At 67.3% G+C, this 20,587-nt stretch carries 15 protein-coding genes; 4 read left to right on the forward strand and 11 right to left on the reverse strand.

The genetic code is table 11. The features are described 5' to 3' along the window. The first annotated feature begins 24 nt into the window (after positions 1-24). Together HWX55_RS19430 and HWX55_RS19435 are read left to right on the forward strand one after the other, a co-directional pair. Positions 25-2,409: a DNA polymerase II gene (locus HWX55_RS19430; protein ID WP_175976912.1), complete on the forward strand. Its 2,385-nt coding sequence runs from the start codon at positions 25-27 to the stop codon at positions 2,407-2,409. A gap of 315 nt (positions 2,410-2,724) precedes the next feature. Next, positions 2,725-3,846, forward strand: a complete 1,122-nt coding sequence (locus tag HWX55_RS19435; RefSeq protein ID WP_175976913.1) for a J domain-containing protein — start codon at positions 2,725-2,727, stop codon at positions 3,844-3,846. Positions 3,847-4,044: 198 nt separating this feature from the next. Here the strand turns inward: HWX55_RS19435 and HWX55_RS19440 are convergent, their stop codons facing one another. The 8 genes from HWX55_RS19440 to HWX55_RS19475 all read right to left on the reverse strand — a co-directional run bounded on the left by HWX55_RS19440 (position 4,045) and on the right by HWX55_RS19475 (position 16,443). Next, positions 4,045-9,525, reverse strand: a complete 5,481-nt coding sequence (locus HWX55_RS19440) for an AAA domain-containing protein (RefSeq protein WP_175976914.1) — start codon at positions 9,523-9,525, stop codon at positions 4,045-4,047. Continuing rightward, positions 9,522-10,718, reverse strand: coding sequence for a M48 family metalloprotease (locus HWX55_RS19445; RefSeq protein ID WP_175976915.1), 1,197 nt, complete (start codon positions 10,716-10,718; stop codon positions 9,522-9,524). The genes HWX55_RS19440 and HWX55_RS19445 overlap by 4 nt, the downstream gene beginning before the upstream one ends. Positions 10,719-10,864: 146 nt before the next feature. Beyond that, positions 10,865-11,770: a LysR family transcriptional regulator gene (locus HWX55_RS19450; RefSeq protein WP_124594876.1), complete on the reverse strand. Its 906-nt coding sequence runs from the start codon at positions 11,768-11,770 to the stop codon at positions 10,865-10,867. A 61-nt stretch (positions 11,771-11,831) separates the two neighbouring features. Then, entirely contained in the window at positions 11,832-13,076 is a 1,245-nt protein-coding gene (locus tag HWX55_RS19455) for an acyl-CoA dehydrogenase family protein (RefSeq protein ID WP_175976916.1), read from the reverse strand. 40 nt (positions 13,077-13,116) lie between these two features. Next, complete coding sequence (locus tag HWX55_RS19460; protein WP_175976917.1) at positions 13,117-13,875, reverse strand: glucose 1-dehydrogenase; 759 nt, start codon at positions 13,873-13,875, stop codon at positions 13,117-13,119. Positions 13,876-13,882: 7 nt separating this feature from the next. Then, entirely contained in the window at positions 13,883-14,647 is a 765-nt protein-coding gene (locus tag HWX55_RS19465) for an SDR family oxidoreductase (protein WP_175976918.1), read from the reverse strand. 70 nt (positions 14,648-14,717) lie between these two features. Beyond that, positions 14,718-15,749, reverse strand: a complete 1,032-nt coding sequence (locus HWX55_RS19470; protein ID WP_175976919.1) for a phosphotransferase — start codon at positions 15,747-15,749, stop codon at positions 14,718-14,720. A 19-nt stretch (positions 15,750-15,768) separates the two neighbouring features. Next, positions 15,769-16,443 carry a histidine phosphatase family protein gene (locus HWX55_RS19475; RefSeq protein ID WP_175976920.1) on the reverse strand — a complete coding sequence of 225 codons (675 nt, stop codon included), beginning with the start codon at positions 16,441-16,443 and terminating at the stop codon, positions 15,769-15,771. 201 nt (positions 16,444-16,644) lie between these two features. Here HWX55_RS19475 and HWX55_RS19480 point away from each other — a divergent pair, with 201 nt between their 5' ends. Further along, the gene (locus tag HWX55_RS19480) at positions 16,645-16,800 is read left to right on the forward strand and encodes a DUF3309 family protein (RefSeq protein ID WP_006483086.1); all 156 of its coding nucleotides are present in this window, start codon (positions 16,645-16,647) and stop codon (positions 16,798-16,800) included. A 107-nt stretch (positions 16,801-16,907) separates the two neighbouring features. Here HWX55_RS19480 and HWX55_RS19485 read toward each other — a convergent pair whose 3' ends face one another. The 3 genes from HWX55_RS19485 to HWX55_RS19495 form a co-directional block, all read right to left on the reverse strand. Next, complete coding sequence (locus tag HWX55_RS19485) at positions 16,908-17,297, reverse strand: BON domain-containing protein (protein WP_175976921.1); 390 nt, start codon at positions 17,295-17,297, stop codon at positions 16,908-16,910. Between the two features lie 48 nt (positions 17,298-17,345). Continuing rightward, on the reverse strand, positions 17,346-18,320 hold the full coding sequence (locus HWX55_RS19490; RefSeq protein WP_175976922.1) for a LysR family transcriptional regulator: 975 nt from the start codon (positions 18,318-18,320) through the stop codon (positions 17,346-17,348). Positions 18,321-18,457: 137 nt separating this feature from the next. Then, the gene (locus HWX55_RS19495) at positions 18,458-19,495 is read right to left on the reverse strand and encodes an NAD(P)H-quinone oxidoreductase (protein ID WP_175976967.1); all 1,038 of its coding nucleotides are present in this window, start codon (positions 19,493-19,495) and stop codon (positions 18,458-18,460) included. A gap of 195 nt (positions 19,496-19,690) precedes the next feature. On the opposite strand from HWX55_RS19495, the gene HWX55_RS19500 reads away from it, so the two are divergent. Further along, positions 19,691-20,563 (forward strand): LysR family transcriptional regulator, encoded by an 873-nt coding sequence (locus tag HWX55_RS19500; RefSeq protein WP_027813897.1) that lies wholly within the window; start codon positions 19,691-19,693, stop codon positions 20,561-20,563. The last annotated feature ends 24 nt before the right edge of the window (positions 20,564-20,587 follow it).

Here is a 20,587-nt window from a genome sequence, read left to right on the forward strand (position 1 = left end):
GGGCATCCATCACGAGCAAGCGTTTTGACGGCGTTCGAGCAGGGCTTCATCCTTACCCGCCACTGGCGGGACACCGCATCCGGCATCGAGATCGAGTTCTGGCTGGCAACCGAACACGGTCCGCGCCGCGTGCGGTTGCGCCCGCAGGAAGCCGTCGCGTTCATCCCCGCCGAACAGCAGGCGCTCGCCGAGCGGACGCTGGCTGACGAGCGAGAAGCCGAATTGCGCCCGCTCGCGCTGCGCGACTTCCGGCAGCGCCCCGTCGTCGGCCTCTATTGCAAGCGCTACCGCCATCTGTCCGGGCTCCAGAAGCGGCTCGCCGCCGCCGGTGTCGACGTCTACGAAGCCGACGTGCAGCCGCCCGACCGCTACGCGATGGAGCGCTTCATCACCGCATGCGTTCAGTTTCGCGGCCAGCCCGGCCGCGACGGCACGCTCACCGGCGGCGAGCTGAAACCCGCAACCGGTTACCGCCCGACGCTGCGCTGCGTGTCGCTCGACATCGAAACCAGCGTCCACGGCGAGTTGTACTCGATCGCGCTCGAAGGCTGCGGGCTGCGCCAGGTCTACATGCTCGGCCCGCCGAACGGCGACGAAAGCGGCAGCGCAGGCGCCTTGGACTTCAACCTCGACTACTGCGACAGCCGCACCACGATGCTCAATCGGCTCAACGACTGGTTCGACGAGCACGATCCCGACGCGGTGATCGGCTGGAACCTCGTGCAGTTCGACCTGCGCATCCTGCACGCGCACGCGGAGCAATACGGCGTGCCGCTGAAGCTCGGGCGCGGCGGCAACGTGCTCGACTGGCGCGCGCACGGCCAGCAGCCCGACCACTTCTTCGCGGGCGCGGCCGGCCGGCTGATCCTCGACGGCATCGACATGCTGAAATCCGCCACGTGGACCTTCCCGTCGTTCAGCCTCGAATACGTGTCGCAGTCGTTGCTCGGCGAAGGCAAGTCGATCGACAACCCGTACCAGCGGATGGACGAGATCCAGCGCCGCTTCGATCACGACAAGCCCGCGCTCGCGCGCTACAACCTGAAGGACTGCGAACTCGTCACGCGCATCTTCGACAAGGTCGACCTGCTGTCCTTCGCGCTGGAGCGCGCGAGCGTCACGGGCCTCGCGGCCGATCGCACCGGCGGCTCGGTCGCGGCGTTCACGCACCTGTACCTGCCGCGCATGCATCGGCTCGGCTACGTCGCGCCGAACCTCGGCGACGTGACGGGGCAGAACAGCCCCGGCGGCTTCGTGATGGATTCGCGCCCCGGGCTGTACGACTCGGTGCTCGTGTTCGACTACAAGAGCCTCTACCCGTCGATCATCCGCACGTTCCTGATCGATCCGGTCGGCCTGATCGAAGGACTCGCGAACCCCGCCGACGACGCATCGGTGCCCGGCTTTCTCGGCGCGCGTTTCTCGCGCACCGCGCACTGCCTGCCCGACATCGTGCGCCGCGTGTGGGAAGGCCGCGACGACGCGAAGCGGCAGCGCAACGCGCCGCTGTCGCAGGCGCTGAAGATCATCATGAATTCGTTTTACGGCGTGCTCGGCTCGACGGGCTGCCGCTTCTTCGACCCGCGCCTCGCGTCGTCGATCACGATGCGCGGCCACGAGATCATGCACCGCACGCGTCAACTGATCGAAGCTCAGGGTTACGAAGTGATTTACGGCGATACCGATTCGACGTTCGTGTGGCTCGGCCGCACGCATGACGACGACGAAGCCGGCGTCAAGGGTCGCGCGCTCGTCGAGCACGTGAATCGCTGGTGGCAAACCCATCTGCGCGAGCAGTTCGGGCTCGATAGCGCGCTGGAGCTGCAATACGAGCGGCATTACCGCCGCTTCCTGATGCCGACCGTACGCGGCGCGGAAGAAGGCAGCAAGAAGCGCTATGCGGGCCTCGCGGCGACGGCCGACGGCGGCGAGGACCTCGTGTTCAAGGGGCTCGAAACGGTGCGCACCGACTGGACGCCGCTCGCGCAGCAGTTCCAACGCGAGTTGTACCGGCGCGTGTTCAGGCGCGAACCGTACCAGGATTTCATTCGCGACTACGTGCGACGCACGCTGGCCGGCGAATTCGACGATCAGCTCGTCTACCGCAAGCGCGTGCGCCGGCCGCTGCGCGAATACGAGCGCAACGTGCCGCCGCACGTGCGCGCGGCGCGCATCGCCGATGAGTTCAATCACGCGCAAGGCCGGCCGCTGCAATATCAGCGCGGCGGCTGGATCAGCTACGTGATGACGACGGCCGGCCCCGAGCCGCTCGAAACGATGCGCTCGCCGATCGATTATGCGTTCTACCTGAGCCGCCAGCTTCAGCCGGTCGCCGATGCGATCCTGCCGTTCCTGCGCGACGATTTCGAACGCGTGATTTCCGGGCAGGGGCAGTTGTTCGGCGACTGACGGGTCATACTCCGGCCCAACTCGGTTGCGCGTGCAACCGATTCCCTTCAGGCAGCGCAACCGCTATCCGGACGGCATCGTCGCCGCGCAGGACAGCTGGCCGCGAAGCGCCTCGCCGAACAGAAGGACGCCGAAGCGGCCTGCGGGCCGAACGGCGCAGCGGGCGCGGGTTCCAGCGCGCCGGCCGTGCCCGCCGTGAAGCGTCGACGCGCCGCCGATCGCTGCGGGGAAGCACCCCGTTCCACGCCGACCCGCAGGCATGCGGCTAAAATACCGGCCTGCCGCGCGTCCCGCCGCGGCCGGAGGACACTCATCATGACCGCACGTCGCGGTGCCGCGGTCGCCATCGCACCCGGCCACGAGACAGCCAGCCTGTCGAAAGCCCAGCAAACGTTCAATACGCTCGTCAAGCAGATCGAAAAGCGCCGCGAGCGGCTCAGCGCGTGGGAAGCCGTGATGCCGGCGTTCCAGAAGAAATTCGTCGACGGGCTGTTGCCGCTCGAACAGGAAGCGACGGCGCTGCGCATCCGGCTGATCCATCTGCTCGACGACGCGTTCCTGCAGAAGGGCCTGAGCAAGGCCGAGCAGCGCACGCTGTCGGACTTGATCGCCGATATGGCGAGTGATCTGCTGAACGTCAGCGACGATGCGGCGTTGAAGGTTATTTACAACCGGCATGCCGCGTCCCGCGACGGCGCCGGCGCAGCGGCTGCGCCTGAACCGACGAAGCCGAGACAGGCACCCGAGCCCGGACAGCCGGAAAATCTCGACGCTCTGTCGCCCGACGAGCTTGCCGAACGCATGCAGGCCGAACTCGACGCCCAGTTCGAGCGCGACATGGCCGCCCACGCGGCCCGCGAGGCGCAGCGCGCGAAGCGCAAGAAAGCACCGAAGCAATCGGCCGCCCAGGCCCGGATCGAAGCCGAGCAAGCCGAATCGAACAAATCGATCCGCGAGATCTATCGCAAGCTCGCCAGCGCGTTGCATCCCGATCGCGAAACCGATCCGCAGGAACAGCAACGCAAAACCGTGCTGATGCAGCGGGTCAATCGCGCGTACGAAAAGGGCAACCTGCTGCAATTGCTCGAACTCCAGCTGGAGATCGAGCAGATCGACCGGCGTGCGATCGACGGCCTCGGCGAAGCGCGGCTTACGCGCTACAACGGCATCCTCGAGGAACAGCTGCGCGAACTCGATCAGGAGATCGTGCACGTCGAGAACGACTTCCGGCGCACGTACGGGATCGCGTCGTCCACCAAGGTCGCGCCCGATACCGTGCTGCGCATGCTGGCGCGCGACATCGCCGGCACGCAGCGGAGCAACCAGGACCTGAGCGTCGCGCTGCGCGAGTTCGAGGACCCGGATCAAGTCAGGCGCTGGCTGAAGGACATGAAGCGCCGGCCGGCGTCGTCTCGCTTCGACGACGATTCGTATTGACGATACGGCGGCACGCATCTGCGCGCCGCCGCCGTCCCCGTTCATCCGCCCGGCGCGACGCCCGGTGTCCCGAGATCGGCCCCGCCTCGCCGGTCAAATCGAACACGCCGTCGATCCACGGAGGAACGTCGACAACGTGAAGTCCGACCGCGGCTGCGTGTGGAACGCCCGCATGACCGCCGTATCGAACGCCGGCCGTCACCCGGCCGGGTCTTCGACGTAGCCCTTGCGCAGTTTCTCCGCCACCAGCTTGTCCATCTCGCGCTGTGCACGCTCGACGGTTTCGAATTGCTTGAGGTTGGCTTGTCCGGCCGATCCGATCCGACCGTACGTCACGTTCAGCTCCGTGCCCCGCAGGCTGGCCCGCCAGAACTTGCTGGACGTGCCTTGCTCGAATCGCAGCGATCGCACGCGTTCCATCGGCACACCGGCCGCCGCCGCAGCCTCGCTCTGCACAGTTGCCGCCTCCGGCGCGGGCGCCTGAACAACTGGCGTCGGCAACTCGATTTCCTGGTCGAGCGCTCGATCTTCGCCATCCGCGAGCATGGCCTCGATGCGTGCCAGCACCGCGGCCGGGTCATCCAGCCAGTCTTTCCCGGGGATGTCCAGCACGCGCCAGCCGAAGCCGCGCAGGATGCCGGGCCGGAATACGTAGCGCTCCGCCGTATCGGCTACGGCATGGGCCGGGTTGTCGAGCAGGATCGCAAGCGCGTAGTCCCGCTTCGACGAATCGACGATCGCCAGGTCGCAGCGGAATTGCGAGCGGCCGACGTCGATATCGACCTGGTGACCGCGTGCGCGCAGGGCTTCGGCCAGAGCATCGCGAATGGCGTCCGACGATGTCCGCCGCGTGAACGCATCGCGCGCGCCCTGATTCAACGCACCAAGCACCGCCTGCGCACGGTCGAACTGACCTGTGGCGCTAGCCTGCGCAAATTGCAAGAATGTCCGCAGCGCGGCCGCGCCGTCGTTGTGCACGTTGGTGATCGCCTCGGCGTGAATCGTCGAGACCACGGCCATCCGGTGCCGTGCGCGGCTGAAGATGACGTTCAGACGCTTTTCGCCGCCACGCTGGTTGATCGGCCCGAAATTCATCAGCATCCTGCCGTCTGGGCTTGGTGCATAGCAGATGCTGAGGATGATTACATCGCGCTCGTCACCCTGGACGTTTTCCAGGTTCTTGACGAACAGGCCATTGAACTGGTCGTCGTCCTCGCGCACGTACTCGCGCTCGAGCCGCGCGGCGAAATCGGCGTCTTCGGCCGCCAGTGCCTCCAGCGACGCTTCGATCGCGCTCTGCTGCGCCTCGGAAAACGCGACGATGCCAAGGCTCAGGCCCGTCTCCCGGCGCAGCATCTCGCGTACGAGCGACGCGATATAGCGCGCTTCCGGCACGTTGCTGCGCTCGACGTACACACCGTCGTCAAGCCGGTGGAAACTGATCGGCCGAGTGAGCAGCGCATCGGCAGCCACGATGCCGGCATCATCCTGACTCGATCGCACCGACCACCCGTCCTCGTCGGCACGCTCCAGCACGCGATCGGGAATCGTGACGAGACGACCGTCGTAGAACGCCGCATTGGAGAAGCTGATCAACGCTTCGTGCCGGCTGCGGTAATGCCACGCCAGCAGCGTCGCGGGCAGATTGCGCGCGGCCTGATTCAACAGGCTGTCGGAATCGAGATTGATGGCGATGCGCTCACCCTCTTCCTCGATCACGATCTCGTCCTCGCCCTCCGCGCCCGCTGCCGTGAAGAAGCTCGTCGGCGGCAACTGCATCTCGTCGCCGACTACCACGACCTGGCGGGCACGGCTGAGCGCCGGCACCGATTCCTCGGTGGGAATCTGGCTGGCCTCGTCGAAGATCACCACGTCGAACAGATCGGCCGACAGCGGCAGCGTATCGGATACGGACAGCGGGCTCATCAGCCAGATCGGCTTCAGGTCGTTGACGACCATGCCCGTCTCGTCGTCGGCGAGATCGCGGATCGAACGGTGGCGCATGCTCTTGCCGAATTCGTGTTCGAGCTCGCGCCGGCCGGTTGAGTAGCGCTTCTTGAAGGTCTTGCCGTCGGCATCCAGTTGCGTGGCCGACAGCGAGGACTGACGCACGTGGTCGGCAAACTGCCGATGCAACGTAGCGCTCACCACCTGTGCATTCACGGTCAGCAATTCGCGCTGGATCCGGGCGGCAGCGCGCGCGGCTTGCGCGAGCGCCGCGCCGCCGAATCGCGCGAGCACCGGGTTTTCGCGCTCCAGGCGGCGCAACGCCTCGTCGGCAATCAGCGCCTCCAGCTCCGCGGGCGCGAGGTCGACGGACTGCAGCGTCGCCGCATACGCGGAGTCGGCCGCGTGCACCGCACGCAACAACGGCAGCAAGTCAGGCAAGTCGTCCAGCCCCTCCCGAAGATCGCGCAACGCTTCGGCGACTTCGGCCAGCGACACGCCGTCGTCCATGACTAGGTTGTCGCGGACGCGACGCTCGAGCTTGTCGAGCGCCTCGCGTGCGCCGGCATCGAGTCGCGCGGCAGCAAGCGGATCGACCGCCTGACGCAGATGCGCGATCCGTTCGCGCAGATCGCCGTCCGACGCCAGCCGCGCCTCCAGCTCGGCCAACGCGCGCAGAAACGCCGTCATTTCGCCCACGCCATAGCGTTTGCGGCACTCGACATCGGCTGCGTCGAGTGCGGCAGCAGCAGCCTGTTCGGCGGCAAGCTGCTCCAGCACCTTGACGTAGCCGGGATGCACCGCGTGCTGAGCGAAGTCGTAGCGACGCCGAAGCTCGCCGCGCAACCGCCACCATGCAGGTTGCAGCCATCGCATCGCGGACGCCTCGAGCCGGCGCGCGAGTGCGAGCGCCGACGCGGTATCGCCCGGCGACAGCTTGTCTCGCCAGTGCACGGTGGCGGCCTGCGCGGCCGTCAGCGCGTCTGCGTGCGCGGACAACGCGTCGCGGACTTCCCGCAATGCCGTCTGCGCGGACGACGCCGGCTCGAGCACGTCGAGATGTGCAGCGAGGCCCGTATCGATCAGCCACTGGCAATCGGCGGCTATCGCGCATGCACGCGACAACGCCGTGTCATGTCCGATCGACGCCACCGTGCTGTCGAGCACCGGATCGAGTACATCGAACAGCGCGTCGGTGTCCTGGCACAGCTGCTCGACCCGCCCGAATGCGCGCTCATCGGCCAGCAGCGCCGCCGACAGCCGCGCGAAGGGTTGCGAAGCCAGGCTGTTCGTGCCGAACCGTTCTCGCATCGCACGATGCACGCGCTGGGTCAACTCGCCATGCCGATCCCATACGGCCAGCGCAGGCAAGCGTTCGCGCAACGCAAAGCCCACGTCCGGTGCCGCCGGCAGCGCGACCAGCCGGCGCAGCAAGGTACGCACATTGCCACCTAGTGCGTCGGGCGCAGCCGCCATCGCCGCTTCGAATGCATCGATGCGTCGCTGCTGTACGTCGAGCGCATCGATCAGCGCCGCTCGTCGTGCGTGCAGCGCTTCGCTGTCGTGCGGTTGGGCGATCCAGCGCTCGTAGCAGCTCTTCAGATCGGCGACGAACGCCTTCTTGTCCGACTGCGAATCGTGGATGAGGCAACACAGCGCGTCCAGCCCGCTCTGCTTGAGCCGGTGGAACACCACGTCCAGCGCCGCGCGCTTTTCACATACGAACAGCACACGTTTGCCGCGCCCCGCGTAATCGGCGATGAGGTTGGTAATGGTTTGCGACTTGCCGGTGCCCGGCGGCCCCTGAATGATGAAGCTGCGCTGGCTGCGCGCCAGGCTCACCGACGCATTCTGGGTCGCATCGGAAGCCACCACGTTCCATTGCTCGCCGGCCGGCAGCGGCGCGGCCGCCGACGTTTCCACCTCGCGCGGCTCGATCGAGAACACCCGGTCAAATGCGGGATTCACAGCGGTCTCGTCGAGCAGTTGCGCGTAGTCACGCACCAGCGACATCTTCCTGTAGTTGAAATTGGCCAGCGTGACCTGCGTCAGGTCGAAATCCCACGCATAGCGATGCCCGTCGGATTCCTGCAGCACGTAACCCTGCCGATCGTCGACGGCCTCCGCCGCCGCTGCGTCGGCCATCTGCGGCCGACGCAGGCTGGCGCCAGCCTCGAAACGTTGCGGCAGTTCGCTCGGCCGCACCCATTCCTCGAACAACGCGCGGCCGAGCGGTCGGTAATCGTCTTGCGCATAGCTGAACGACGGCAGCCGACTGCCGTGCGAACCGCCTGCACGTGCCGCGGGCTTCCGCCGTCGGTATTGCTGCATGCGCTGCTGTGCCTTCTGGCGCACCAGCCGTACGGACGCCTTGTCGACGAGCCGCAGCTCGACCGACGGTTCCGACCTCCGGATCTGCGTCAGGATATCCGCATGAATCTCGGCCAGCGTGATCTTGCCCAGGTCGACCGTCTCGGGCAACCGGATGTCGTAGAGCTGGCTAAGGTGGTGCCGCAACGCCGGATTGAATTCGGCGTCGCCGCCGGCGCACTGGATCACGTACTGATCGCGCACGCCCTTGCGCTTGACGAGTTCGACCGGCAACCAGAGCAGCGGCGACACGATCCGCTCGTCGGGGGCTTCCTTCAGGTTGTGCCAGCGCAGGAACGCGATCACGAGACGCAGGTTGCTGAAGCCGAATTCGGCCCGCTCGCGGCGAGTATCGGCGATCAGCCGATCCAGCGATGCAGGCAGGTACGGTTGATCGTCGAACCGCAGCCATTGCTGCAGCGGCACCGCCTTGCCGGCCACGAGGTCGGCAGCGAACGGTCCGCCCCACGTGCAGATATGCTCCGGGCGCACACTTTCGATCTGCAGCATCAGCGGCACGCTGGCCACGGTCAGGTTGACGGTCGCCGCAGTCGGGCGGAAATGCAGCAACCGGTTGCGACGCGACAGATCGAACAAGCGGTCGCGAAGGTGCGCCAGCACTGCACCGCGGCGCGACGCCGCGCCTGTCGCCCCGGCCAGCGCACGCTCGACGTCCAGGCCGAGCGGCTGCTCGCGCCAGGTGCGCAGGCGCATCGCAAGCGCGGCCACGTCGGTCGCGCGGTCATGACGGTTCACTTCCGTCATTTCGACGATCGCCGCCGCCACGATCGGATGCAGCCGGTCATGAAGCACGAACAGATTGCGCCGATGCTCGACGAACGCGCGCAGCTCGCTTTCGGTTTCGAAGTTCAGCCCGCATGCGAGGCTGGCCAGCACCATCCCCAGCATGAACACGTCGGTGATCTCGTCGTGATGACCGATGGATCGCTCCCAGCTCGCGTACCCGGGCAAATAGACGGGCCGCTCGACCGGCGCCGCCGCGTCGAGCTGCAACGCGAGATCGGTCTGGCTGTGATGGCCGTCGGGCGTGTGATCCAGTTGCAGCGCGCCGACGATGTTCAGGCCCGATGCAGGGTGCGGCTGGACGCGATGCACGGCGCCGACGTCCATCTGCGGCGTTTCGCCGTCGGGGCGTCGCAGCGCCAGGCCGCCCCCTTCGTCGATCACGATGCTGTCCGTGTCCAGCGCCGCCACCTTGCCCTGCGCGTGCAGTTCCGCCACCTGCCCGAATAGCGGCAGCACCAGCACGAGCACGTCGTCTGTCGACAATGCCGCGCCGGCCTGCGCGGCAATCAGCGTACGGAGCGTGCGCGGCACGCCGTCGGCGATCCTGTCGTTCATGCGTCCTTCTCCTCGGCCAATTGCCGCTTGTAGCGTTCGAGTTCGCGCTTGCCGAGGCCCGCGTCGCGCCGGAGGTTGAGCTGCAATGCATCGAGACTGCCGAGCGACCGGGCAACCTGCCCTGCGCGCAGCAACGCCACATCGCGCTGATCGGGGTCCGCCAGTGCAAGATCCATCATCAGTGCGTTCAGGTAGCTGCGCACGCTGTCGTCGACGCCTGCCGCGTCGAATGCATCCGGGCCGGCCACGGGTTCGTCCTCACGCCAGTCCGGGAACAGCATGCGTACCTGGGCCAGCAGGGCATCGCTGCCCAGCGACGCGCCATCGAGGTAATGCGCGAGGAATCCGCGCGTCAGTGCCTGCAGGCGCGCCTGGCCCGGCAAGTCGAGCCGCTCCAGCGAAAGCGGGCCGTGCAGCCGCGTGTCGATCCAGCTATCGAGGCTTGCCTCGCCGTCCCACCACAACGCAAGCGCACGGGCACGGATGAAAGTCTCGGGGTGGCTCAATGCCGCGCTGGCACCCGATTCGTTCGATTCGATCTCGGCGGCCTGACGCAGATAAGCCGCGGCATCGACCGTGCTGATGCCCGTCTGCACCTTCACCAGGGTCGAAACGGCGGGCGCCACCGCATCCGCCGCCAATGCGCCACCGCGATCGGCAAAGAGTTCGGTGTGCAACGCATAACGCCGAAACGTCTCACGATGGCTGTCGGCTCCGCCGGGAGCGGCCACTGCATCGTTCAGGATCCGGTCCGCCGTCAGGAACCGGCCGTCGCCGAGCGACCACAGCACATAATGTGCGAGCTCGTGCCCGAGGATCGCCAGCAGTTCAGGCGGCGCCAGACGCTCCAGAACGGGGCCCTGCAACAGGATGTGGATCTCGCCCGGTACGAATACGAGCGACGCATTCATCTCCGTGCCCGGCGACTGATAGAGGGTGGCCGGCACGTCGACGATCCCGAGTCGCTCCATTGCCAGCGCCAGGGCAGCATGGACATTGCCGTGCGCATCAGCGTCGATCCGGTAGGTTTCGCGCAGCAACGAAGCGCGCAGCGATTCGAGCTGCTCGGCATGCGTCGTGCGCTCGCTAGTCCAGCGCCAGACGTCCGGCTCGTGCCGGCGCAAATAGTCGGCCACGGCTTCGTGGTACGCGAGCGGCGCCAGTGCGTGGCGATTCGGGGCGTGAGAGTCCATGCGAGGCACTCCGGTAGGGAAGTACCGATTCTACCGACGGAATACGTCGCCGCAACTGTCGAAAAGCGCCTTACCGAGGACCACCGCTCAGGGCGATGCGCGCGGCCGACCGATTCGACGGCGACGATCGCGTGCGCGGCATTCCATCACCGCCCCTCCCCCATCCCGCCCATCAACGCCATCAACTGTCCGCGCAGCCACTGGCTGCCCTGATCCTGATCGGCGCTGCGATGCCAGTAGCAGAAGTAGTCGAGCCCGGGCATCTCGAACGGCAGTTCGAGAATCCGCGCCGGATAGCGCTGCAGCAGCCGCAGCGGCGCCGTCAGCGCGAGATCGCCGCGCATCGCGATCAGCGGCGCGACCATGTAGTGCTGCACGCGCATCTGGATGTTGCGGCGCAGCCCGAGCCGCGTCAGTTCCGCGTCGACGTGCCCGCTGCCCTTGCGGCGGCTCGATACGTGGATGTGCCCCATCGACAGGTAGTCGTCCAGGGTCAGCGTGTCGCCCTTGAACGGGTGATCGTCGCGGATCATGCACGCGTAGCGGTCCTGCACCAGCAGCGCCTGGTGCAGATGCGGATCGCCGATCAGCGGCGCGTCGATCGCGATGTCGACCGAGCCGTTCGCGAGCGCGGTCGCGACCTCGCGGCGGTCCATCGTGTAGCTGCGCACGTGCATGCCGGGCGCATGCGTCTGTAGCAGCTCGCCGAGCGCCGGCAGCAACAGCGCTTCGGTCAGGTCGCTCATGCTGAGCCGGAACACGCGCTCGGACGAAGCCGGATCGAACACGTCGCCTTCGTGCGCGCTCGAATCGAGCAGTTGCAGCGCCTCGCGCACGCGGCCGACGATGTTCTCGGCCATCGGCGTCGGCATCATCCCGGCCGGCGTGCTGACGAACAGCGGATCGTTCAGCGTCTTGCGCAGCCGCGCCAGCGCGTTGCTGACGGCCGGCTGCGTGAGGTTCAGCACCTCGGCCGCGCGCGTCAGATTGCGCTTGTTGTAGATCGCCTCGAATACGACGAACAGGTTCAGATCAATCTTCGAAAGGCGCATCGCCGAATCTCCTTGCCGAGATCTTACGGCGGGCGCCATTCGTTCGTCCATGTCGCCCCGCTCAGCCGCGCGGCGGCGGCGTCAGGTACGGCGCGGTTGAGCCGGGTTCGCCGTCCTTGATCTCCATCCGCGCGATGGCCTGCAGGTGCACCTCGTCCGGGCCGTCGGCGAAGCGCAGCGCGCGGCCCCAGGTCCACAGGTCGGCCAGCGGCGTATCGGGGCTCAACCCAGCCGCGCCGAATACCTGCATCGCGCGATCGCACACGTCCGTATAAACGGTCGGCACGAGCGCCTTGATCATCGAGATCTCCTTGCGCGCGGCCTTCGCGCCGACCTTGTCGATCATCCACGCGGCCTTCAGCACCAGCAGGCGTGCCTGGTCGATCTCGATACGCGAGCGCGCGATCCATTCGCCGACGGTGCCGTGCCGGTTCAGCGGCTTGCCGAACGCGACGCGCGACTGCGCACGGTCGACCATCAGCTCCAGCGCGAGTTCGGCCGCGCCGATCGAACGCATGCAGTGGTGAATGCGGCCCGGCCCGAGGCGCGCCTGCGCGAGCGCGAAGCCGCTGCCTTCCTCGCCGAGCAGGTTGCGCGCCGGCACGCGCACGTTGTCGAACGTGATCTCGCAGTGCCCTTCCGGCGCGTGGTGATTGACCACCGTGATGTTGCGCACGACCGTCACGCCCGGCGTGTCGCGCGGCACGAGGATCATGCTCTGCTGCTGGTGCGATTCGGCGTCGGGATCGGTCTTGCCCATCACGATGAAGATCTTGCAGTTCGGATGCGCGGCGTTCGTGATGAACCACTTGCGGCCGTTGATCACGTACTCGTCGCCCACGCGCTCGATGCGTGTCGTGACGTTGGTCGCATCCGACGACGCGACGTCGGGCTCCGTCATCGCGAACGCCGAACGGATTTCGCCGCGCAGCAGCGGCAGCAGCCACTGTTCGCGCTGCTCGGGCGTCGCGAACATGTGCAGCAGCTCCATGTTGCCGGTATCCGGCGCGTTGCAGTTGAACACTTCCGACGCCCAGCTCACGCGCCCCATGATCTCGGCGAGCGGCGCGTATTCGAGGTTCGTCAGGCCCGTGCCCGGCTCGTCGTCCTTCAGGTGCGGCAGGAACAGGTTCCACAGCCCCTCCGCTTTCGCACGCTCCTTCAGTTCCTCCATGAACGACACCGGATACTGGCCCGCGTGCACTTCGTCGTTCCACTGGCGGATGCGCGGCACGATGTGCGCATCCATGAATGCGCTCACGCGTTCGCGCAGTGCTTCCACTTTCGGGGTGTAGCCAAAGTCCATGATCGACTCCTCGAGATTTCCGTGTTTCCGTTCGTTCGGTTCAGAAGGCCGAGACGCCGCCGTCGACGGCGACGGCCTGCCCGGTCAGATACGTGTTGTCCTTCGCGCACAGCATCAGCATCGTCGCGACGATTTCGTCGGGGCGGCCGAGCCGCTTCATCGGCGAGCCCTGCGCCAGAAACTCCTGGCGCTCGCCGATCTCGCTGTCGGTGACCATCGGCGTCGTGCTGTAGAACGGGCACACCGCATTCACGCGGATGCCGTGGCGCGCGTATTCGAGCGCGGCCGTCTTCGTGAGCCCGACCACCGCATGTTTCGACGCCGCATACGCGGCCAGCTTCGGCGCACCGCCGAGCCCGGCCATCGACGCGACGTTCAGGATCACGCCTTCGCGCTGCGCGAGCATCTGGCGGATCTGGTGCTTCATCCCGAAGAACACGCCCTTCGCGTTCACCGCGAAGCTCAGGTCGAGATCGGCTTCGTCGGTGTCGATCAGCGCCTTCATCGGCGGGGCGATGCCCGCGTTGTTGATGCCGACGTCGAGCCGTCCGAAGCGTGCGACGGCCTCATGCACCAGCGACGCGACGTCCGTTTCGACGCGCACGTCGCAGTGCCGCGCGACGACGTCGGCGCCGGCCGCGCGCAGCGGTGCGGCCACGCGTTCGAGCGCGTCGCCGTTCAGGTCGCCGAGCGCGAGCCGCGCGCCCATCGCGGCGAGTTCGCTCGCGAGCAGCGCGCCGAAGCCGCTCGCGGCGCCGGTGATCATCACGGCCTGGCCGGCGTAGCTGTCGAGTTTCATCGCGCGCTCAGATCGTCAGGCCGCCGTCGACGACGATGCATTCGCCGTTCGTGTAGCTCGCCGCGTCCGACACGAGATACAGCACGGTGCCGGCCATCTCGCGCGGCTCCGCATGGCGGCGCAGCGGGATCTTCGTCATCCACGCGTCGTAGATGTCCTTGTCGGCGAACAGCGCGCCCGCGAACTTCGTCTTCGTGAGCCCCGGCAGCAGCGCGTTCACGCGGATGCCGAGCGGCCCGCATTCCTTCGCGAACGCCTTCGTCATGTTGACGACGGCCGCCTTCGTGATCGAGTAGATGCCTTGCCGGTCGCCCGGCTGCAGCGCATTCACCGATGCCGTGTTGACGATCGCGCCGCCGCCGTGTGTCTTCATCAGCTTGCCGGCTTCGACCGACATGAAGAAGTAGCCGCGGATGTTCACGTCGACGGTCTTCTCGTACGCGGCGAGATCGGTATCGAGGATGTGCCCGAAATACGGGTTCGCGGCCGCGTTGTTCACGAGGATGTCGAGGCGGCCGTGCTCGCCGCGGATGTGCTCGAACGTCGCGGCGATGTCCTCCAGGCGCCCGACGTGGCACGCCAGCGCCTCGGCGCGGCCGCCCGCCGCGACGATCGCGTCGGCCACGGCCTGGCAGTCGTCGAGCTTGCGGCTCGACACGATCACGTACGCGCCCTGCTCCGCGAGCAGCTTGGCGATTTCCTCGCCGATGCCGCGGCTCGCGCCCGTCACCAGCGCGATCTTGCCCGTCAGGTCGAACAGATTCGTTGCCATGTTGCTGTGCTCCTCCATTGATTGTGTTTGTTCGTGCCGCAGCGCGGCGCTGCATGCGCCTGCGTCGCGTTCAGCGATGCGCGTCGATCACGCCGACGGCCAGTTCGGCCAGCCGGCCGGCCATTTCGCCGACGCGCAGCGCCTGCTCGCTCGATGCGTTGCCCTGCAACGCGCGCGCCTTCACGCCCTGCGCGATCGCCGCGAGCCGGAAGAAACTGAAGGCGAGGTAGAAATGCCAGTCGCGGATCGGCGCGATGCCGCGCAGTTCGCAGTAGCGCGCGACGATCGCCGCTTCGTCCGGAATGCCGAGTTCGGCACGATCCTGGCCCGCGAGCCCGCGCACCTGGCCGCCGGACGGTAGCCGCAGGCACATGCAGAAATACGCGAGATCGGCGAGCGGGTTGCCGAGCGTCGACAGTTCCCAGTCGAGCACGGCCTGCACGCGATAGCCGTCGCGCGCGAACATCAGGTTGTCGATCCGGAAATCGCCGTGTACCAGCGCGGGCCGGCCCGTGTCCTCGGGGCACGCTTTCGGCAGCCAGTCGATCAGCGTCTCCATCGCGTCGAGGCGCCCGGTTTCGGCCGCGCGATACTGCTTCGTCCACACGCCGATCTGCCGCTCGAAGTAGTTGCCCGGCCGGCCGTAGTCGGCAAGGCCCACCGCGTCGACATCGACGTCGTGCAGCGCGGCCATCGTTTGCAGCAGCGCGTCGTAGCAGGTCGCGCGGTCGGCCTTCGGCAGTTCCGGCAGCGCGGGATCCCAGAAGATCCGGCCATCCTCGAAGCTCATCACGTAGAACAGGCTGCCGATCACGTCGCGGTCTTCGCACAGGTGATACGGATGCGCGACCGGCACCGCGGTGCCCGACAGCGCGGTGAGCACGCGGAATTCGCGGTCGACCGCGTGCGCGGATTTCAGCAGCTCGCCCGGCGGCTGGCGGCGCAGCACGTAGCGGCCGCTCTTCGTATTCAGCAGGAAAGTCGGATTCGACTGGCCGCCGGCAAACTTCTCCGTGTCGACCGGGCCTTCGAAGCCCGGCACGTGCGTTTCCAGATAGCGCGTGAGGCGGGCTACGTCGAGTTGCTGGGAAGGGTTCGTCATCGTCGCGATCGTTCGTGGGTCAGCCGTAGGTTCGCAGCGCGTGTCGTTCGGGGTCCTCCAGATGCGGGATGCCGTTGAACGACGCGAGGTGGAACGCGTCGGCGTTGAAGAAAAACTGCGAAAGACTGCTGTTGCGGATCTGCAGGTTCAGCGCGATCGCGCTCGACGGCGGCGCGGCGAGCACCTGCTGCACGGTGACCGCGATCGGGCCGCCGGAACTCACCGCGAGCACGCGCTGCCCGCCGCCCTCGCGGATCGCCGCGCGCGCGTCGGCCACGCGCTGCTGGAAATGGGCCCAGGTTTCGGGGGCCGCCTCGCCGAGCTTGTCCTCGGTCCACAGCTGCAGCACCTGCCGGAGCGCGCGGAAATGTTCCTTCATCGAGCCGGCGGCGAGCCGCGCGATCTCCGGATAGTCGCTGGCGGCGGCCGCGAACAGCCCGTGGAAATCGTATTCGTTCAGGCCCGGATGACGGTCGACCGCGACGCCTTCGCGGCCCATCCCGCGCAGGATCGCGGCGACCGTCTGCGCATGGCGGTTCATCGTGCCGCAGATCACACGGTCGAACGTCAGGCCCTGCCGCGCGAAGTATTCGCCGAGCCACACGCCTTGCTGGTCGCCCGCCGCGGACAGCCGGTCGTAGTCGTCGGTGCCGAACGACGCCTGCCCGTGCCGTACCAGAAAGAGTTCAGCCATTGCGCTCGCCTGAGGAAAACGAAGGCCCAGCATAGCGACTGGGCGTGCATTTTTGAAATTTATTTTCTGAATCAAACGGTATTCACCGCATGAATTACGCGGATTCAGACGATGCGCTTGCGCCGGTTTCATCTGTCCCTACGTCGCGGCACGCGAATTGCGACAGCGCACACCGTGTCGAATAAATTCTGGAGGGATGCGATGCTCGGTACGATCCTCATCATCGTTCTGATTCTGCTGCTCATCGGAGCATTTCCTGCATGGCCGCACAGCCGAAGCTGGGGCTACTGGCCATCGGGGACCGTCGGGCTAATCGTCGTCATTGTCGTGATACTGGTGCTGCTCGGTCGCATCTGACGCCGCGCCACCGGCGGCGCGGGTGCGTGCCTTCCCGGACCTTTGACGTGGATTCTTTACACGACGAGGCCGCAAAGACAGGCACCCGATGCCGTCGATACCGCCCGTTACTGGCCACCCTCCAGGCGCAACTGGAGCTTGCTCTTCACCGACGTCACGCCCGCTACTTGGCGGGCTGCGTCCATCGCAGCCCGGTCCTGCGACGCGTCGGTGATCTGCCCGGCCAGCGTCACGTCGCCCGTCTTCGCCTTCGCGAACACGGTGACCTGCGCATTGCCGACGCCGGGTGCCGCGACGATCGCCTGGCGAACCTTCTTCGCTAATGCGCGGTCGGCCGCGCGTTCGGCCTTCTTCGCCGCGTGCGGCGACGCGGCTGCCGACGCGGCTGCCGACGCAGCCTGCTCAGCGGGCGCGGCGGACGCGGCGGACTGCGCGTGACCGGCCAGCGGCGACAGCGCAACGAAACCTGCAACGACGATTGCAAAACGGGACTTCATCGGATTCTCCTCGACAGGAACGAACGGGTAAGCCCGATGGGCCAGCCATCAGGCCGTGACCGCACAGGCACGCTCGGGGCCGTACGGCGCCGCGAGCGCGTCGAGCGCGCGCGCATCGGCTTTCAGCGCGGGCGACAGCGCCGCGCGCAGATGATCGACAAAGGTGCGGACCTTCGCATCCAGGAAGCGGCGCGACGCATACATCGCGTACACGTCGAGCATCGTCAACCGGTAGTCCGGCAGCACGCGCACGAGCCGCCCGCTGCGCAGGTCGTCGATCGCCGAATAGATTGCGAGCGAGCCGATGCCCAGCCCCGCGCGCAGCGCGATCGACAGCGCCTCCGGCGCATTCGCGTGGAACGGCGCGGCCGTTATCGCATGCGACGCGGTCTGGCCGCCAGGGTCGTGCAGCACCCATTCGTCGTTCGCTTCCGCCGGCGTATCGAGACGCAGGCAGATATGGCGTGCCAGGTCGGCGGGCCCGGACGGCGCGCCATAGCGGGCCAGGTATGCCGGTGACGCGACCAGCACGCTAAAAGACGTGCCGCACGAATGCGCGATGCAGGCGGAGTCGGGCAGGCTCGCGGCCATGACGACCGATACGTCGTAGCCCTCCTCGACAAGATTGGGCATCCGCTGCGAGTAAGTCATCTCGATGGCGACTTCGGGAAAGCGCGCCCGATAGGCGACGGCCAACGCGGTCACGTGACTCTGCCCGAGCCCCGGCATCGTATGTACGCGCAGGCGTCCGTACGGTCGGACCAGCGCGTTCCGCGCCTCGGCATTCGCCTGGTCGACATCGCCGAGGATCGATTGCAAGCGCTCGAAATAGCGGCGCCCGCTGTCGGTCAGCGCGATCTTCCGGGTGGTCCGGTTCAACAGACGAATCTGCGCATACGCCTCCAGGCTCGCGACGGCCCGCGACACCTGCGCGGTCGCGACATCGGTCTGCTTCGCCACGGCGGAGAAGCTGCCGGCCTGCACGACGCGAACGAACGTCCGCATGTTCTCGAGCATGTCCATTTCGACTCATCGTCCAGTCCGGTGCTGCATCCACGCGACGCGCCGGCGGGGCGCGGCGACGCATTCGGTGTCACCGATTGTCGGGCCACCCCGCCGCGGCTTCAGCCCCCCGACCGGGGGGCTGAAGCGTCTGTGAATCATGTGGAATGCTTGGCGTTTGCGTCGATGGCAGCCCGAAGCGCATGATCCGCGGCCGGCGTCACCAGCACGATCTTGCCGATATGTCGTCCCGAATCCATCAGCTCGTGCGCCGCGCGCGCGTCGTGCAAATCGAACAGCCGATAGACCTGCGGCTTGACCGTGCCTTGCCGGATCAGCGGCCACACGGCCGCCTCGAGTTCGCGAATGATCTGCGCCTTCTCCGCGTAAGTGCGCGAGCGCAGCGTCGAGCCGATGTGCGTGAGCCGCTTCGTCAGCATCGGAAACAGGTCGAGCTCCTTCGCGGGGCCATTGATCACGCCGATCTGCACGATGCGCCCGTTCATCCCGGCCGCCGCGAAATTGCGCGCGACGTAGTCTCCCGCGATGATGTCGACGATCACGTCGACGCCCTTGCCGCCCGTGAAGCGCGCGACCGCCTCGACGAAATCCTCGCCGCGATAGTCGATCGCGAGATCCGCGCCGAGCCGCATGCTCGCGTCGCGCTGCGCGTCCGACCCGACGGTCGTGATGATCGTCGCCGCGCCGAACGCCTTCGCCAGCATCGTCGCCGTCGTTCCGATGCCCGACGCGCCGCCGTGGATCAGCACGCTTTCACCAGCCGCAAACCGGCCGCGCTGGAACAGGTTCAGCCAGACCGTCATGAAAGTCTCCGGCAGCGCCGCTGCCTCGGCCATCCCGAGGCCGTCGGGAATCGCGAGCGTGTTGCTCTCGTTCGCGACCGCGTATTCCGCGTAGCCGCCACCGGGAATCAGCGCGCAGACGCGATCGCCGGCGGCGAACCGCGTGACGTCGCGCCCGACCGCGACCACTTCGCCGGCAATCTCGAGGCCGGGAATGTCGGACGCGCCGGGCGGCGGATCGTACAGCCCCTTGCGCTGGAATACGTCCGGACCGTTGACGCCGGCCGCGTGAATCCGGATCAGCACGTCGTCGGAGCCCGGCACCGGCACGGCGCGAGTCGCCGGCACGAGCACGTCGGGGCCGCCGGGCCGCACGATTTCGATCGCGGTCATGTGGGTGGGAAGGGGGTTCGCGTCATCCATCACGATATGATCCTCAACGTTCGTCGATGCGCGGCCGATTCGCGGGCCATCCCCCGAATCGCGGCATCGCCATGTGTGTGAAGCCAGTCTATGGGCGATGCCCCGTGCGGGCACGCAGCGAATTACCGGTCGGGGAATGCAAAAATGCATCAGTCGGGACACACGATGAATTGGGACGACGCCCGCGTCTTTCTCGCGATCCATCGCGAGCGCACGCTGCGCCGCGCGGCGCAGACGCTCGGCGTCGATCAGGCGACGGTCGGGCGGCGGCTCGCGACACTCGAACACATGCTCGGCGCGACGCTGTTCCTGCGTTCGTCGAAAGGCTATCTGCCCACGCCGGTCGGCGAGCTGGCGCTGCGCGCCGCCGAGGCGATGGAGCAGCACGCGCACGAGCTGGTGCGACTGACGCAGGGGGTCGACCGGCGGCTCGCCGGGGAGGTGAAGATCACGACGACCGACGCGCTGGCGATCGAGTTCGTGATGCCGTCGATCGCACGGCTGCACGCGAAACATCCCGACGTCTCCGTCGCGCTGAACACGTCGACCCACATCCTGAATCTCGCGAAACGCGAAGCCGATATCGCCATCCGCACCGTGCGGCCCGAGAACCCCGATCTGGTCGCGCGCCGGCTGGCGTGCTGGGACATGGGCCTGTTCGCGTCGCCCGACTATCTTCACCGGCACGGCGAGCCCGAGCGCGGCCGCGCGTTCGCGGGCCACGACCTCGCCGTCTACCAGCCGTACATCGACGCCAGCCGCAAGCCGACCCTCGCCGGCGAACCGATCGACGGCGGCCGCATCGTCACACGGACGAACTCGAACCTGATGCTGCGTGCGGCGCTGCGTGCGGGCCTCGGCGTCGGCGAGATTCCCGTCCACATGGGCGAGCGCGACGGGCTCGCGCGCATCTGGCCCGACCGCATGCGGGCGTCGCCGTACGAGGTCTGGCTCGTCACGCACCGCGACCTGCGCCACACCGCGCGTATCCGTGCGGCGATCGACGAGATCGTGGCCGCGTTCGCCGCGCACCGCTGACGCGGGCGGCAGCGCGTCAGCCGG

This window comes from Burkholderia sp. BCC1047, assembly GCF_902833155.1.
Classification (GTDB): Bacteria; Pseudomonadota; Gammaproteobacteria; order Burkholderiales; family Burkholderiaceae; genus Burkholderia; species Burkholderia sola.

Bases quoted from the DNA above. Each gene is read 5' to 3' on its own strand.
- HWX55_RS19450 (WP_124594876.1), bottom strand. From the start codon at position 11,770: ATGCGCCTTTCGAAGATTGATCTGAACCTGTTCGTCGTATTCGAGGCG.
- HWX55_RS19455 (WP_175976916.1), bottom strand. From the start codon at position 13,076: ATGGACTTTGGCTACACCCCGAAAGTGGAAGCACTGCGCGAACGCGTG.
- HWX55_RS19495 (WP_175976967.1), bottom strand. From the start codon at position 19,495: ATGACCGCGATCGAAATCGTGCGGCCCGGCGGCCCCGACGTGCTCGTG.
- HWX55_RS19440 (WP_175976914.1), bottom strand. From the start codon at position 9,525: ATGAACGACAGGATCGCCGACGGCGTGCCGCGCACGCTCCGTACGCTG.
- HWX55_RS19490 (WP_175976922.1), bottom strand. From the start codon at position 18,320: ATGGACATGCTCGAGAACATGCGGACGTTCGTTCGCGTCGTGCAGGCC.
- HWX55_RS19480 (WP_006483086.1), top strand. From the start codon at position 16,645: ATGCTCGGTACGATCCTCATCATCGTTCTGATTCTGCTGCTCATCGGA.
- HWX55_RS19435 (WP_175976913.1), top strand. From the start codon at position 2,725: ATGACCGCACGTCGCGGTGCCGCGGTCGCCATCGCACCCGGCCACGAG.
- HWX55_RS19475 (WP_175976920.1), bottom strand. From the start codon at position 16,443: ATGGCTGAACTCTTTCTGGTACGGCACGGGCAGGCGTCGTTCGGCACC.
- HWX55_RS19445 (WP_175976915.1), bottom strand. From the start codon at position 10,718: ATGGACTCTCACGCCCCGAATCGCCACGCACTGGCGCCGCTCGCGTAC.
- HWX55_RS19485 (WP_175976921.1), bottom strand. From the start codon at position 17,297: ATGAAGTCCCGTTTTGCAATCGTCGTTGCAGGTTTCGTTGCGCTGTCG.
- HWX55_RS19465 (WP_175976918.1), bottom strand. From the start codon at position 14,647: ATGGCAACGAATCTGTTCGACCTGACGGGCAAGATCGCGCTGGTGACG.
- HWX55_RS19460 (WP_175976917.1), bottom strand. From the start codon at position 13,875: ATGAAACTCGACAGCTACGCCGGCCAGGCCGTGATGATCACCGGCGCC.
- HWX55_RS19500 (WP_027813897.1), top strand. From the start codon at position 19,691: ATGAATTGGGACGACGCCCGCGTCTTTCTCGCGATCCATCGCGAGCGC.
- HWX55_RS19470 (WP_175976919.1), bottom strand. From the start codon at position 15,749: ATGACGAACCCTTCCCAGCAACTCGACGTAGCCCGCCTCACGCGCTAT.